Genomic DNA, 15,554 nt, shown 5'->3' on the forward strand with positions numbered 1-15,554 from the left:
CAGATTTCACACACTTTTCCAACTAATAATAACAATGAGAAATACTAAGTTTAATATCATAGCAATCGCTTCTGCTTTGGCCAAATATGTTAGAGCTAAATTATTGATAGCCGTAGAAGGTTAATTAATAGAGGCTACATTAATAGTATTTACGCCAGATACTAGAGTAAAAATTAATAGTATCATTCTAGTCTGCTTAATCCCGTCAGGAACTGAGCTCACCGTAATCAGGCAATTTAACCGAATAAACGCTACAATATTCCTTTGATTATTTATTTCGGATTGTAAACGTATGGAAGCAGAACAACTTAATAGCCTGATTCACCAACTTACGGGTCTCAATGATCGAGAAAAAGCATTGCGGAGGTATCTTTGACTTCGATAATAAGAGGTTACGTCTGACTGAAGTCACGCGGCAGGCAGAAGATCCCGCAGTCTGGAGCGATGCGCAGCGCGCTCAGGAGCTAGGGCGCGAGAAGAAGACACTGGAAGGTGTGGTATTGACACTTGAGGCGATCAACAGGCAATTACAGGATGCCGATGAATTACTGCAAATTGCGAAAGAAGAAAATGACGAAGCAACCTTGCAAAGCATCTTATTGGATGTAGCACAACTTGAGAAGGAAGTAGCGGATATGGAGTTCCGCCGTATGTTCTCAAATCCTATGGATCCCAGCAATTGTTTTGTCGATATTCAATCTGGTTCAGGGGGCACAGAGGCCCAAGATTGGGCAGCCATGCTGGAAAGAATGTATTTGCGCTATTGTGAGCGCAGCGGCTTTGGGGTAGAGGTGCTTGAAGAGTCTGTGGGTGACGTTGCAGGGATTAAAAGTGCTACGCTCAAGGTAACGGGTGATTATGCCTATGGCTATTTACGAACCGAAACAGGGGTACATCGCCTGGTGCGTAAATCGCCGTTTGATTCAGGCAACCGCCGCCATACCTCTTTCGCCAGTGTATTCGTCTATCCGGAAGTCGATGATAGTATCGAGATTGACATCAATCCGGCAGATTTACGTGTCGATACTTTTCGAGCATCGGGGGCAGGTGGCCAGCACATCAATAAGACCGACTCGGCTGTCCGGATCACTCATCTTCCTACCAATATCGTAGTGCAATGCCAAAGTGGTCGCTCTCAGCATCGGAATAGGGCCGATGCCATGGCCATGCTGAAATCACGCCTCTATGAAGCGGAATTGCGCAAACGTAATGAGACCAAGCAAGCTGTTGAGGACGCTAAAACTGATATCGCATGGGGCCATCAGATTCGTTCTTATGTGCTGGATCAGTCGCGTATTAAGGATTTACGGACTAACGTTGAAATTGGCAATACGCAAGCAGTACTGGATGGCGATTTGGATGATTTTATCGAGGCCAGCTTGAAGCAGGGTGGGACGCTGCCTGATTGATTTTGTTGAAATAGTGAGGCCAATTGGCAATCGTGAGTTTCACAAGCTACGTGGCAAGCTCAAGCTGCCTATGATTCAGAGTTTGAGCTTATTCTAGAAAAGCACAGATCGCAATCTCGTTTCTATTAGATTGCGGTCTGTTTACGGAGGAGTATCACATGTTAATTTTTAGCTCAGGGATCAGAGATCAAAGAATGAGTGCCAATGAGATGAATAAACCCATCTGGACCAGATTTAGCGGGTGTACCATTCGCTCTTTGACCAGTATTTATTATAAGTAAAAACAATTGCTGCTGGATTTCATCTGCCTCTCAGCGTTATCTCATCTTAGCATCAAAAAAGCGGGTGCAGTTCCACTCGTGTATTGAACTATCTGATTCAAAATCGCACCCGCTTCGCTTTAAGTATGTATCCTCCGACAGTTTTATTTAAAGGTTCAACTTAATCAGCCAACATAAAAATCTTCATTAGTCAGCGCAAGCCCACCCGTTAGTTGGGCAAATTGCTGGGCGCTAGCACCACCAATACCGTCCGCGTCATAGCTGAGAGCGCCAGTTTGTGTGTTATAAATAATTCGATCCGTGCTATCGTGTGCTTGAGTACCGATGTAGAAAGCTCTAGCGTTGAGAAAGTCTCCGCTGGTCAGATTGGTAAAAACATTGTTCTCCAAATAGATAATATCGTTCCCTGGGATAAAGTCCGTAATTTTGTCGACAGTACCGTCCAATTTCGTATCAAAAACAAAAATATCTCTGCCCGTTCCACCTGTTAAGGTGTCAGCATCTGCTCCGCCCCATAGAATGTCATTGCCGCTGCCGCCATCAAGGGTATCTTTGCCCTCGTGGCCATGAAGTTGATCTGAACCGCGCAAACCTGAGATGGCATCAGCGCCAGATGTTCCTTCCAGTTCATCTGAACTCGATGTGCCAGTGATTGTATTGAGTTGAGAACCCAACGTAGGCTGAGGAGTGGAAGTGCCGCCAGTCAAGACTGGATCAACCAGATCCTGTTCCACATTCTTGCTGTTAATGCTAACTTGATAGGTCGTTGCGGTTATCTCACTACCAGTAAAACTGACAGTATAATTACCGGCAGCAAGCTCCAATTGGTAGCCACCAGCGGGGCTTGTCTGCGTCGTTGTGATGGCGCCGGTGGTATTGTTTTTGGCAGTGACGGTGAGGTTACCTAATCCTTCATTGATATCATAGAACTTATCACCATCCAGATCATCGAAGGCGACCCCCACCAAAAAAGGATTGGTTGATGTTTTGGCAAAATCTTGGGTAATAAAAGCAGCGTCGTCGAATCTACTGTATGGGCCGACTTCCAGGCCAATCCCAATTTCACGAAAATTGTCATTTAAGATATTGGCTTTATGACCTGGTGAGTTCATCAATGAAATGTGCATTTGCTCTACTTCGTCTGCAAAACCGGATGGTGAGCGGGCGCTCCTCCAGGCAATATTTTCTCCCCAGGCCCAGGAGCCGGAAAAATCATAATTTGCTGCCTCCATGCGATCGCCTGGATCTGATCCATTCATGCCAGTATGAGAAAATGTGTCTGTATCAATCATCCAGCTACTATGATGCTCTGCTGCTGTATTTAGATTGTCATCGAAAGCGAGCGGTTGAGCGCCAACCTTAGCCCGTTCAGCATTGATGAGTTGTAGCATGTATTGTTCGTAGGCATTAGCTTGTGACATAAGTGAAGCTCCAGTTTTTCGGTTGGTAGAAATTGATGCGTAAAGCGACTTTCAAAGAAACGCTGGCTTTTTATTTTTTGCGATAAATATTTCCTAAGCTGAAAATCTTTTATTAGTTAAGAGCGTAGATAAAAGAAAAATTAGAGACGTTGAACGTCTTAAGTCCGGCCATTGATTACTCCCTCTCGCATTGGAATTTATAAAATCAAATTGAAGTATTTTGATGATTTATTCAATTAATAAATGCTATCGGCAATTCTTTTATGCACTTTAGGTGAGAAAGCATAAGGCCTTATTTCTGACTATCCCCGCGGCACTGCACGTGGGGATGATCTGCGCGTGATTATTGGGACCATTTATGTCATTAGGAATGGCCTGCAATGAGAGAATGAGCTCTAAGAGTACGGGCCGTACAACACGTGGTATAACTGCTTTGTGCGCTGGAGCTGGGTGGTTGTCTTCAACCATATCTTTGCAGAGCTGGTGGATAAGGCTGAAGCACCGGATCGGCTGATAATTAACGCTACGCACCTCAAGGCGCACTGCACAGCAGCCAGCTTGCTAAAAAAGGGAGTGCTCCCTACTATATCGGCTGTACAAAAGACTGCTTGAACTCAAAATTTCATGTCGTGTGTGATGACAACGGCAAGCCAAATGATCTGCTGCTGTCTGAAGGATAGATGAACGGTTGCAAGGACCCGGCTATGCTGTTGCCGTCTTTGACGAAAGCAAAAGGACTACTCACGGATCGTAGTTACAATGCCGACGGGTTCAGAATAGCCCTCATGAAAAAAGGCAACACTTCTTGCTCAGAATTGGGGATAGGTTGCGAATCAAGAAAAATAAGCAGAAGAGAATTGGGAAAGAAAGAGGCGGTTTAAATATATCAAACCAGTACAAACGGCTTATTGCAAAGCCTCTGTCGGAAATTGCGGCGTAATACAAAAACCGCAACACGGGGTGATTATTGTTGCTTATAAAATAGATACACAGCCAGCGAGAAATTGAAGAGTTTTATTAATTGCAATCAACGACGATTGAGGCTGTTGTTCGCAAGAACAAGAATTCTTGATTCTGTAGCTGACTCCTTTTGTTTGCAAAACTGGTTCTGAGGATGTGGATGATGAAGTTCAATTTCGATGCCGAATTGAGAGGCGATGACGGGGCTGTGCTTCCTGTCTATTGCGAAGTCCAGCCGCCTAACGTAGGTGGCCAAAAGTCGCTGATCCACGTTGCAGTGCCTGCCCAGCACATCACTAAAAAGCCACCTGCTAATCCATGCACGCTGTTGGGAAAAAGGGGTGCATTCACGATCAGTATGCAGGAAATTCATTGGCGCCGCTTCCCCACTTCTTCGCAAAGTACCCTCGGACTGGAAGCCATAGAGCTGCTCCACGTCGAAAGGCTGATAATCCGGCATCCTCCGATGAACGCTAGGAGAGAGATTCGCTTCTATCTAGCCCCATTTCCTACCTGCGATCGGAATCAAGCTGTGTTTCCTTCGGCGACAGATCCCACACAGAGGATCTTTTCATGCTGGATCTACCGGACCTTGGCGCGACGAGGTTCGTTGCGGAGTGGGGAACGATTTACCACCGAGACGCAGAGATTCCAGGTGCGACGGTGATTGCTGGTTTTAGTGCGGTAGCAGGTTTGCCACCGAACAATCCAATTGACGTCGACCAAATGGTTGTGAAGTTTAGGAACTCGCTCGAGATTCTATCGGTTCTGTTTCGGCAAGCCGTTATCCTGCACGGCTGGATGTACACCGACGGTCAGACCATCTCCACCTGGATCAATCTCCTTGAACCGAATGTGACGCAGTCCGCGCGTGAGGATCGCGGCGAGTTTGTCGCTAGGCCTCAAGACTTCGTGGAGTGCGCTACGCGCTTGGCCCACGCGTATGGAAAAGTCGATGCGAAAACCCGCTCGCTGGTGCGGCACCTTTCAGTGGCAGTCAATCCCCATACTAACTCGAGAACCAAAGATCGCTTTCTGTTCATGTTCTCCGCACTGGAAAGGGTGATCGAATCCGCTTGGACGCGTGACCAAACGCCAAACAGTCCTGCTGTCACAACCCACGCGGTGATTCAGCATCTCGAACAGCTGAAAGAAGCCGTGGTCGTGGAAGGTGGCGAGAACGCTTCTGAAATCTCAGCGCGACTGGGAGGGCTTATCGGTGTCGTGAATCGGCCCAGTGTTCGAGACAAGTTCGAAGCATTCCTCCGCGTGTACCCAGCGATGAATCATTACTGCACAGACCTCTGGCCTGTTCTAGGGTCGAACAAAAAGCGCGGCTTGAGAGAGGCCCGCCATGCACTGGCACACGGGAGCAGCTCTTTCGTATCGCTGGATGTTGTTGCGGTTGCCGAGTGGCACTTAGCGATTCTGCTGGAGCGGGTGATCTTCGTGCTTCTTGACATGATCTTACCGGACGGAATATCCCCTGGCTCGTTTCTGTTGCGAAATGGTGCAAGAGGATGGTACGAGAGAGACTGGTGGGCTCCCTTGCAGTCCAAGCCAGACCAGTCGATCTGATTTGACCAACCCGCGTAAGGCGCAATAACCATCGGGCATTGCGCCGTATGTGCTACCTTACCATCTGGTGCAATGCGTTGCACTTATTGCACCCTAGCCCGAATATTGCACGAGCATCAAAAATAAGAGCGAATTTACCGGAGATTCGTTTTTCAAGTGGATAAATCGGATTTCTATCCAGAATTTGTTGCTATGGAATGTGTTTTTCTGTGTATTTTGGGGGAATTATGACAGAAAAGAGATTTTTTTCTATTGTGAGGCGTAGCACATCCACCCCATAGCTACTTTATGCGGTAAACGGTAGTTCATAATCCTGGAAATGAGTTATCCAGAAGTAAGTCTTTCTGCCATTTGGAAGAATAGTTTCTGATAAGGGTAGCTACTTGCCAGTAAAAAGCGAATACGGCGGGTATTACGTAGCATAACGGCACCTATTTTGATCAGCTTAAGGCGCAATGTGCTCACATAGGCTTGAGCCAGTTCAGTGCCTTGCAGAGCAAGGCGCCGGATGGTTTCCAGCAGGATGTAAGCCAGGGAGGACAGGAGTAGACGAAATTGATTTGACCACCACCGGTGGCAACTGGTGCGATCTGCAAATAAATCAAGCTGTTGTTCCTTGATGCGGTTTTCCATTTCACCGCGTGCGCAATAGAGCTTATCATAGAGAGACTGAGGTTTGCCTGTCAGATTGGTGACGACATAACGCGGATTACTGCCTTTCTCAGTATGTTCGATTTTAACGATGATGCGCCGTGTCCGCTGCCAGCTTTTTGCAGCATATTGAAACTCGTCAAACCAGCGTACTTTCTCACCTGATGTGGCATATTGCTTCTCTGCCGCTTGCTGCCATTGCGCAGTGATCTCATTCAGTCGCTTGTTCTGGGCGATACCCACGAGGTAGCCCACCTCATGTCGCTCACACCATGCCAGCATTCTGCGGCGGCAGAAACCACTGTCACCTCGAAAAATGATACGAACTGCAGGCCAGCTCTGCCTGAACCGTTTTACCAGCAATGACAGAATGGCCCAGGCATGTTTTGCCCCATCAATATTGCCTGGCCGCAGGTAGCTTACCAGCAGTTGATCCTGGCAGAACACATACAATGGCAAAAAGCAGTAGTGGTCATAATAACCATGAAAGAAGCGGCCTTCCTGTTTGCCATGAACCGCATCATCAGTGGCATCAAAATCCAGCATCAGTTCTTTAGGCGCTTATTTAAATGAAGTCACAAACTGGTCTATCATCACTTGATGAACATGCCAGGCCGTTTGCCGATTCGCCCGGTTCTCCCAGCGGCATAAGGTAGAGCTGCTCGCTAATACCTCTTCGCGTTCAACCGCTGATTGAATCGCCAAATCATGGCGTAATTGCTGATGATCATTCAGGTCTTCATAGCCACATGCCAACGCATAAACCCGTTGGCGCAATAGCGTCAAACTATCATGCCTGCAACTTGCCTGCCGACGGTTGTCTTCCAGTACTTGAGCAACCGCTTTACTCAACCCAATGCGTTTATCCACCTGGCGCAATAACATGACGCCACCATCTGAAGTAATATCGCCACCCTGGAAATTCACTTCAACAGTACGCTTTTTTACCTCTGGAAAATTAAATGATTCCTGGGTACACTTTGTCACTGGCAATTCCTTTCTTTATTCAGCATAGGTAACTGAATGATAAAGAACTATAAGGGAATTGCCACTTCCCTTCGTGCAATATTGGGGCTAGTGTGCCCGGCATGGGCTAAAACTTGTTATCTGAGAGGAGATAACCGGAGTTAGTAGCGACAACCGTAGTGAAATGCAAGGGGGAAACCGCAAGGTCATCCTGAAAGAAGCGCGTAGCAAAAGCACGACCGTAGGAACACGAACAAGCAGTGAGGCCGAGTGCGGGCGATGAGTGTGTAGGGAACACAAAATCCGACCGTTACCGAAAGACGTACGAGATAGAACTTGGCGGCACGGGCAGAAAGTTTTAGCACCTTATCCGGGGAGATCTACCGAACGAGGTTTAGGGAGAAGTCGGTAGGTGTCAACATACTTTTCGCCTGAATACATTATTTAGGCCACTTTTTCCATCATAGTTTCTGGTTGCGTATTACCGGGATTAAGACTGACTGTTGATTCGTGCAACCAGTTTCTGGTTTTTCCCGACCAACGTTCCGGATGTTTCTTTTTTGCTTCATCATAGAGGCGTTTGCGCTGCTCAAGAATAGTTACATCATCACCATGATGACGCTGTGCCGGCGTCACATATTTTATGCCGCTATGGCGATGACAGTTGTTATACCAGTCAACAAAATGCAACACCCATTGGCGTGCCTCGTCAAGACTTTCAAAGAGTTTGAATGGATAAGCCGGTGCATATTTCAAAGTTTTGAACAATGCTTCTGAATACGGATTATCGTTACTCACCGAAGGGCGGCTGAATGATGGAACAACACCCAGCTTCTGCATTGTTGCCAGCATAGTGGCTCCTTTCATCGGACTGCCATTAGTCTTGCTGTAATACCACCTTATGTTTTACAGGTAATACCTCTGTCAGCCGAGTTTTTCGCAAGACATCAGCAGCTTGTTCCGATGATTCATTTTCATGGATTTCCCAGCCTACAATTTTACGGCTATAAATATCCATGAACAGATAGAGGTAAAAAAATACGCCTTTAAGCGTGCTGGCCAGATAAGTAATATCCTAATATCCCATGACCATACTTGATTGGGCCCATCCGCAATATAAGCTGTCGGCTTCTTTATCGTGGCTGGATTGGCTGTACGACCTCGGTGATGTAATTGACCGGCATCACGTAAAATACGATAGAAACTGCTTTCTGACGCCAGATAAATAGCTTTGTCCGCTAAGGCAGGGACAATCTGTTTGGGTGTCTGGCTGCAGAATTCTTTACTGTTACAAACATCGAGAATATGCTTTCTTTCCTGGGCACTGAGTTTATTGGCGGGGGTTTTCTTGACTGTTTGCCGACGATCTGTCAGGCCAATGCTATGCCAGTATTGTAGCGTGCGGCTGTTGATGCCGATAACCTCACAGGCCAATCGTTGCCGTACACCTTGATTTACTGCCTCTGTTATTAATTTTATGGCCATCTGACGATCCTGCGCGGATATCAATCTTCCTCGCTCACCCCCCAGATGGCTTCGCACTTTTTTGGCAGCACCAGCAGCGCGGCTGTTTCTGCCAGTGCCTTTTCCTTGCGTCTGAGTTCAGCTTCCAGACGCTTTATCTGCTTCCGCTCTTCCTGACGATAGCGATTCTTTTCTTTCTCAGCCTGGGCATGGCGTTGATACCCTGACAGTGCTGCCGTTTTCCATTGATCAACCTGTTCTGGGTATAGTCCCCTACTGCGGCAATACTCACTCAGTTGTGCGCTATTAAAACCAGCTGCTTCTATTACAACCGCCAGCTTATCTTCTGCTGTCCAGTCATCTGCTTTACTGTTATCTCCCGGCACTGCGATTCCCCTGTTCCTGTATTCTTTTCTCCATTTGTACAGCGTAACATCAGATACGCCTGTCTCCTGACACAATTGTGGAACAGATACTGCATTGGGTGGCATCATCTTCTTGATGACTGATTCCTTAAATTCTTTCGAATAACTCTTTTGCATCTTCCCCTCTCGCTTCACCCTTCAAGTTTCTAGGTTTTAATTGAGGCGAAAGGTATCCTGACACATAGGGAAGTCAGCAGAAGCCATATTAGTGAAGAAGCCTTGGAACAAGGTGGAGTGAACAAATAGTGGGGCCAAGTCTTGCTATATAACATCTAACTTTTTCATGCTTTTTTTAACAATCCGACTAATAGTGGAGTGATGCAACCCAAATTTGTCCATGGTCTGTTCTTAGCGGTCTTACAATTGCAGATGCTTTATTCTATTTCTAAATCAAAACTGACTTTGTCGGCTTCACCTTGCCGTATTATTGATACTGCTTGTGAATTGCATTCGTGTCATTTTTGATTTGGAAATGGTATTAATTCCACCGAATCGAAAAATAACTCATAAAAATTGTCACACTGTGGACGCAGGAGCAGGCCTAGATTCACAGTATCGTTCTTCCGGAAAACACGTATCTGGCAGATTGGTCCCTCTTGAGAAAACTCAGAAGCAGGAACTCCAGCCATTTCTCCTGAGCTACCAAACTTATCCAAGTTGGATCAAGCTCAACAATTCCTGCGTGCTGATCTTGCCGCTGATTTCACCACCTTCCAGGACGCTATCGGCAAGATCACGCTTGTGCTTGTGCAGCGACACGATTTGCTGCTCGATGGTGTTTTTTGTCACCAGCCGGTATACGGTGACAGGGCGTTGCTGACCGATGCGGTGGGCGCGGTCGGAGGCTTGATCCTCGACAGCCGGGTTCCACCAAGGATCCATGTGGATGACATAGTCCGCAGCCGTTAAATTGAGTCCTACGCCACCGGCTTTAAGACTGATGAGAAAGACATCGCCCTGTCCTGCCTGGAAGGCGTCTACCCGCTGCTTGCGTTCCGCTGGTTGGGTTTGGCCGTCCAGGTATTGATAGTCGATGCCTTTTTCGTCCAGATAGCGGCGAATGAGGTTGAGATGATCGACGAACTGGCTGAACACCAAGGCTTTATGGCGATTATCGAGAAGCTCATCCATAACCTCGCCAAACAACGCCAGCTTGCTACTTGAAAGGCCCAGCTCCGGTGCAACAAGCTGCACATTGCAGCAAGCCCGACGCAGCTTTGTGATGGCTGCTAATACTTTGAAGCGTTTATCTTCCTCGGCTGCCTGAGTTTCATTCAGCTCATTCAACAGATTGCGGCGCAAGGCTTCGTAAAATACTGCTTCTTGCTCACTCAGTTCCACTTGCAGCTCGATCTCGGTGCGTGGCGGCAGCTCATCCAGCACTTGTGTCTTAGTTCGCCGCAAGATAAAAGGTTGAATCATGCGTTTTAGCCGCTGGCGCGCTTCCCGATCCTGGTTGCGTTCGATAGGCCCCGCAAAGCGGCGGTTGAAGCTTTCCAGAGAACCGAGCAGGCCGGGATTGATGAATCGGAATAGATTCCAAAGTTCGCCCAGATGGTTTTCCATTGGTGTTCCAGTGGTGATGATCTTGAACAGGCCCTGGAGAGCCATGGCTTGCTGGGAACGCTTGGTTGCCGGATTTTTGATGAGTTGAGCTTCATCCAGTACGATGGTTTGCCAGATAGGTGCGGCTAGGCATTTACCGACCGATTCCTGCTGCAATAGAGCATAACTGCAAATTAACAGGTCCATTGGACGTAAGCTCTCGATCAGCTTTTGCCGATCACCGCCGCCCAGGATGTGAATGTTGAGAGTCGGCGCAAAACGTTGCGCCTCGCTCTGCCAATTCATGCAAACCGAAGTCGGCGCAACTACCAGCGTCGGCCCCTCGCTGGCGCGGCACAAGATCATGGTCAAGGCTTGCAAGGTCTTTCCTAAGCCCATGTCATCGGCTAAGCAAGCTCCTACGCCCCAAGTGGCCAGCCGAAACAGCCATTCGAAGCCGTCGCGTTGGTAATCTCGCAACTCCGCCTGTAAAGTGGACGGGAGCTTCGGTTGGATTTGTTCTGCCTGGCGCAATCGCTTCAATTGCGCGCGCCAAGCGGCATCACCTTGGAACTCACCTACTTCTTCGGCGATTTCATCCATGACCGGTAACGCCAACGAATGGAGCCGCTGATCTTTGCCATGTTTTTCCGAATAAGCACGCAGATCGTCCAAGCGCTTCTTGAATGCCTCGGTCAGGGCCAAAAAGCGGCCTTCATCAAGGCGGATGAATTTGCCCTGGGCGTTTTCCGTCAATTCCAACAAGTGCTGCATGTTCAGTACCTGACCATCGTCCAGCTTGAGTTCGCCGCTAACGCTGAACCAGTCACGTTGCTGCTTGACCTTAATGCTGAACTGACTTAATCCAGCTTGACCCAGTACTTTGAGTTTTTCCCCTTGTGGCCATTCGATCTGGGCCTTAGCGCCTGCTTCCCGCAGTTCCAGCAAAAACTCTAGGCTACTTTCAGTATCTCCCAACAGCCAGTGAAAAGCGGTTACCTCTTGCGCCTGAGTGCCGAGACTGGGGCAAAGCGCGATGAGTTCATTCGCCAGTTTTCGCTCCAGCTTGAGATCGCGCAGGGTTTGCAGGCGCTTGCCACCGATTTCCGCAATCAAGCTGGAACCACCGGAACCAGGGGTGCAATATGAACCCTGTTCGCCAAAGGGCCGGGTCAGGATAGCGACGCGTAGTCCCTCGCCTTCTGGAATCAGTTGCACGTGGGGACATGCATGAGCCGGGACTGTCTCGGCGGCAGCCAATTCTCCGCCACCGATGTCTGAATGGATGGTCACCAGGGCGGATACTGAGCCCAGGCTGGCTAGAATGCGCTCCTGGGCGGAGACCGGAGCTTCAATTCCTTTACCGATGATTTCTGCGAGACGATGGTGCTTTGGTTTAAGTTCGACAATCTTGAGACGGGTCAGGCCATCTTCGGCCAGCACCACACTTTCTTCCTCATCGCACAGCGGCCAGAATTCGATTTTGACTTGCTCGCTCTTAGGCTTTTTTCTAACCCGCAGTTCCGGCTCAGCAGCAACCAGCTCCACGGCGACGCCACTATTCTTCCATGACACATTGGGTGCACCCACCATCGCTAGCCAGCCACGGCTGGACAAGGCATATCCCCCTGTGTACGGGTCGGGAGCAATATGCGCGGCCACGCGGCGATCCTGCTCGGAAAAATAAGCTGTCGATTCTGCCATTTCAGCCACCTTCTTCATCGACAATGGCTTGCCCTTGCTCCAGCCGCCACCGGCATTATGTTTCTGTTCCCGTGCCTCCAGCGCGAAGCCAAGATAGGCGTGCTCGCGCAACAGCAACCAGGCCAGACGATATTCGGCTGTTTCGTCCCGCTTACCTGTTACCGTAGCACGCACTACGGTATTCTTGATGGCGTTCAGGGCGCGCTCCCAAGGTTCCACGTATTGACTACGATTGGCTAGCAGCCTGATACCCTTGGCGTGCTCGAACGCCTCGGCCGCACTTTTCATGTCGGTCTGCTTCGGTTCAATGCGCGCGATCAGTGCCGCCAGCTCCGCTGCAAGCCAGCCATAACCGCAATGAGTGGCTTGTTTCTGGTAAGCCTTCGCTTGCGATAGATAAGGGAATAATTTTGTGGCCTGCTCGTATTGCTGGAGCAGCCACAAGCCGATCCAGAAAACCCAGGGATTGATATGACCATACTGTAAGATCTGCTCAAATCGCATGTTCAATTGTGCCAGCGCACCGGACTGATTCCGTTCCAACGCTGGAACGGACTTCATCAGCATGAAGACTGAGCCAAAGGAATGATCTTCAGGAATCATCTCCAGAAGTTTTTGAGCCTCTTCCAGGTCGCCCGCTTGATTGCGCTGAAACAAACCCAACACGAAGAAAAATCCCGTAACCCCAGGAAAGAAAATCCTGCGTTTGACATGTCCCTTGCGCAGCAGGTTGAGACCTTCCCGATAATACTGCAGCGCATTGTCATGATCTCCTTCCAGCAGCAAAAGCAACCCATGATAGGCACGCTCACGGAAGCTGACCGGGCAACGGGACAATGCAGTCTGCGCGGCCTGCATCTCACCTCTTAAAATCGAGATCAGGGTCATGCATAGTAGCCAGTCTTCGGGCACCGACGCGGCTGATTTCTCGCATGTTTCGCGCAACACATCGAAAGCCGCTGCCTCCTGCTCCCAGCCTGCAGCCTGCTGCAGTAGAATCAATGGCAAGGCAGGTTCTCTGATTTTTGCAGGTAAGTGTACAAACCATTCCCGCTCGAAAGGGTTGTCACAAACCATTGCATAAATTGGCGCGGGTTCAGGCCAGCGTTGCGGCAGACCGTTCCAGTAGGAATACTGCACCCGCTCCAGCATCCCGAACAAGCGCTCAATGTAAAGTACGTCCGCCCGGTAAATACCGATGCGTACTTCCCGGATCAGTTCGTCATCGTCACGAAACTGGATGTCATCCTTGGCGGTTTTCTGATAGGCTGTTTGCAAAGGTGCGGCAAGATGCACCAGATCGACATAGCGTTCGAATGCGCCGCTTATGACAAGTCCGCGCGTTACCAGTTCAACGATAAGCTTATTGCACCTTAGGCGTTGATTATTCCACGATGTTTTCTCGATTTTGAGCAGACCGCTGTGCTGCAGATGCTCCAGCTTGATATTAGCTGCCTCACCCGCACTCAAAATTCTGCGTAATGGCGTGGTAATCTGCGATTTGCTAAGCCCGCCCCAAGCAACTGCCAATAAATTAACTGCGGCCTGTTCCGCAGGAGTGCATTGGTGATAGCGTTCAAATAGTTGCTGACGTTCTTCCTTAACTGAAGTTAACATAGCCTAGATTTTTAAGAAATTTTTGCAGTTTTGACACTTCTAATTACTGTTAGCACTGAATCGTCAATAGTGAAGAGGATATATAGCAAAATCAGTTAATAATGATTTAAAGAGTATTCTCATTGTCTTACCGAACACAAATGGAAGCAGACCAAAGCACTGTGTAGACAACAAAACAAAAAAACCATCGATATATTCTTTAAATTCTAAACCTTATGAATCATTATTAACTGGTTAGGCCATAGTGTTATTTTTCCATTTTCATTACGTCTGAAGTCTTATGGCGAGAAAATTTGTACCTACTGACAAAATTGATGCTAAAGAGAGCACCTTCCAGCATGAAAAGCTTTTCATGAGAGCTAATTTTATTCGTATTGAGGTAAAAATAGTGTAGATTATGCCGTTGGTTTTACTTGATGAGTAATTCAGACTTAAATTACTTAAAATAAACAGCCTAACCAGTTAAGAATGATCTAAAAAAAATTCTCATCTAAACCAGACATGACGTTGAAGGCAAGCTGTAGACAGTACCAATAATACGGCAAGAAGAGCCGACAAAGTCATGTTTGATTTGGCTGGTAGGGTACAATAAGTGTAACGCATTGCACCAGATGGTAAGGTAAGCACATACGGCGCAATGCCCGATGGTTATTGCGCCTTACGCGGGTTGCAGCAGGACGAAATAACTAATGTTGAAGTTAAGAGGCTACTTAAGCGTTTGTTAGCCACTACTTTTTTGATCATGACGGCTACTTTACTGACTGGCACTCGGCCTTGGTTCTATAGACACGACCATTTCTTGGCGAGACATATACACCATAGTCCTTGTCGTAGTTTCTTGGATGTGCGTGCCCTGGTACTACGACAATACAGCCAAAGTAGAGCACGGCGTAGAATTCGTTTTTGATGTCGGAATGATCGAAGCCAACCTTAGTATTTTATTTTTCTTTCTCGCTCGCAAGTTTCCACATACTTTCATACGCAGTTATTGAGGCTTGGCAATCCTTTATGTATTGGTGGGGAGTTTTTCCAAGCCTTGCAGCCTCAGTACTCCAAAATCTTTCAATGAATTTATCTCCACCTTCAAGTTTTGTGTTTACCTGAAAGGCTGACTGTGCTTGCAAAATGCCGCATGCGCCGGTCATCTTTGCAACGGAGAGAATCTCTTGCATCGAGAGCTCTTCCTTGGCAATAGCGGTACTAGGGCATAGAACCCGCCAAAAAGCAGCGTAGATGGTAAGCAGCCTTAAATTCATCTTCTATAGCATGTCTCCTATAAATTGATTATAATTTACAGATGACCTATCCGATATCATTTCGCCGTAAAGTATTATCCGTTCGTGAGAAGGAGAACCTCTCAATCGTACAAGTGGCCAAGCGTTTTGATGTAGGGGTCGCCAGCGTGATGCGTTGGATCAAAACTCCCGATCCCAAGACCACCCGCAACAAACCTGCCACCAAGATCAACATGGAAATGTTGGCGCAGGACATCAAGAATTATCCGGACGCGTATCAGTACGAGCGCGCCAAACG

At 48.0% G+C, this 15,554-nt stretch carries 8 protein-coding genes and 2 pseudogenes; 4 read left to right on the top strand and 6 right to left on the bottom strand.

Annotated elements, in window-relative coordinates; genetic code table 11:
- Positions 1 to 292: 292 nt before the first annotated feature.
- A protein-coding gene (gene prfB, locus BM283_RS09465; protein ID WP_139225234.1) for a peptide chain release factor 2 occupies positions 293 to 1,409 on the top strand; the annotation gives its coding sequence in 2 pieces (ribosomal slippage) (positions 293 to 373 and positions 375 to 1,409; 1,116 coding nt in all).
- Between the two features lie 445 nt (positions 1,410 to 1,854).
- On the opposite strand, the gene BM283_RS09470 is transcribed toward prfB, so the two are convergent.
- Positions 1,855 to 3,111 carry a CAP domain-containing protein gene (locus BM283_RS09470; RefSeq protein ID WP_090692398.1) on the bottom strand — a complete coding sequence of 419 codons (1,257 nt, stop codon included), beginning with the start codon at positions 3,109 to 3,111 and terminating at the stop codon, positions 1,855 to 1,857.
- 435 nt (positions 3,112 to 3,546) lie between these two features.
- Between BM283_RS09470 and BM283_RS18800 the strand changes: the two genes are divergently transcribed.
- The gene (locus tag BM283_RS18800; RefSeq protein ID WP_175492086.1) at positions 3,547 to 3,723 is read left to right on the top strand and encodes a hypothetical protein; all 177 of its coding nucleotides are present in this window, start codon (positions 3,547 to 3,549) and stop codon (positions 3,721 to 3,723) included.
- Positions 3,724 to 4,138: 415 nt separating this feature from the next.
- Here BM283_RS18800 and BM283_RS09480 read toward each other — a convergent pair whose 3' ends face one another.
- Entirely contained in the window at positions 4,139 to 4,531 is a 393-nt protein-coding gene (locus BM283_RS09480) for a hypothetical protein (RefSeq protein ID WP_090692403.1), read from the bottom strand.
- A gap of 113 nt (positions 4,532 to 4,644) precedes the next feature.
- Here BM283_RS09480 and BM283_RS09485 point away from each other — a divergent pair, with 113 nt between their 5' ends.
- Positions 4,645 to 5,649, top strand: a complete 1,005-nt coding sequence (locus BM283_RS09485; RefSeq protein ID WP_090692406.1) for a hypothetical protein — start codon at positions 4,645 to 4,647, stop codon at positions 5,647 to 5,649.
- Between the two features lie 324 nt (positions 5,650 to 5,973).
- On the opposite strand, the pseudogene BM283_RS09490 reads toward BM283_RS09485, so the two are convergent.
- From BM283_RS09490 to BM283_RS09505, 4 genes and pseudogenes are all read right to left on the bottom strand, one after another.
- Positions 5,974 to 7,287: pseudogene (locus BM283_RS09490) on the bottom strand (IS1380 family transposase).
- A gap of 423 nt (positions 7,288 to 7,710) precedes the next feature.
- Positions 7,711 to 9,272 (bottom strand): annotated as a pseudogene (locus BM283_RS09495) (IS3 family transposase).
- Between the two features lie 531 nt (positions 9,273 to 9,803).
- Positions 9,804 to 14,021, bottom strand: a complete 4,218-nt coding sequence (locus tag BM283_RS09500; RefSeq protein WP_090692407.1) for a DEAD/DEAH box helicase — start codon at positions 14,019 to 14,021, stop codon at positions 9,804 to 9,806.
- Between the two features lie 938 nt (positions 14,022 to 14,959).
- Positions 14,960 to 15,277 (bottom strand): hypothetical protein, encoded by a 318-nt coding sequence (locus BM283_RS09505; protein ID WP_090692409.1) that lies wholly within the window; start codon positions 15,275 to 15,277, stop codon positions 14,960 to 14,962.
- A gap of 41 nt (positions 15,278 to 15,318) precedes the next feature.
- Between BM283_RS09505 and BM283_RS09510 the strand changes: the two genes are divergently transcribed.
- Positions 15,319 to 15,554, top strand: a 236-nt coding sequence (locus BM283_RS09510; protein ID WP_090692419.1) for an IS630 transposase-related protein, incomplete at its 3' end; no start/stop codon positions are given.

It is taken from the genome of Nitrosomonas sp. Nm34, assembly GCF_900113925.1.
Classification (GTDB): domain Bacteria; phylum Pseudomonadota; class Gammaproteobacteria; order Burkholderiales; family Nitrosomonadaceae; genus Nitrosomonas.

Excerpts from the sequence above, each read along its gene's own strand:
- BM283_RS09470 (WP_090692398.1), bottom strand. The coding sequence starts at position 3,111 with ATGTCACAAGCTAATGCCTACGAACAATACATGCTACAACTCATCAAT.
- BM283_RS09480 (WP_090692403.1), bottom strand. The coding sequence starts at position 4,531 with ATGCCGGATTATCAGCCTTTCGACGTGGAGCAGCTCTATGGCTTCCAG.
- BM283_RS09485 (WP_090692406.1), top strand. The coding sequence starts at position 4,645 with ATGCTGGATCTACCGGACCTTGGCGCGACGAGGTTCGTTGCGGAGTGG.
- BM283_RS09500 (WP_090692407.1), bottom strand. The coding sequence starts at position 14,021 with ATGTTAACTTCAGTTAAGGAAGAACGTCAGCAACTATTTGAACGCTAT.
- BM283_RS09505 (WP_090692409.1), bottom strand. The coding sequence starts at position 15,277 with ATGAATTTAAGGCTGCTTACCATCTACGCTGCTTTTTGGCGGGTTCTA.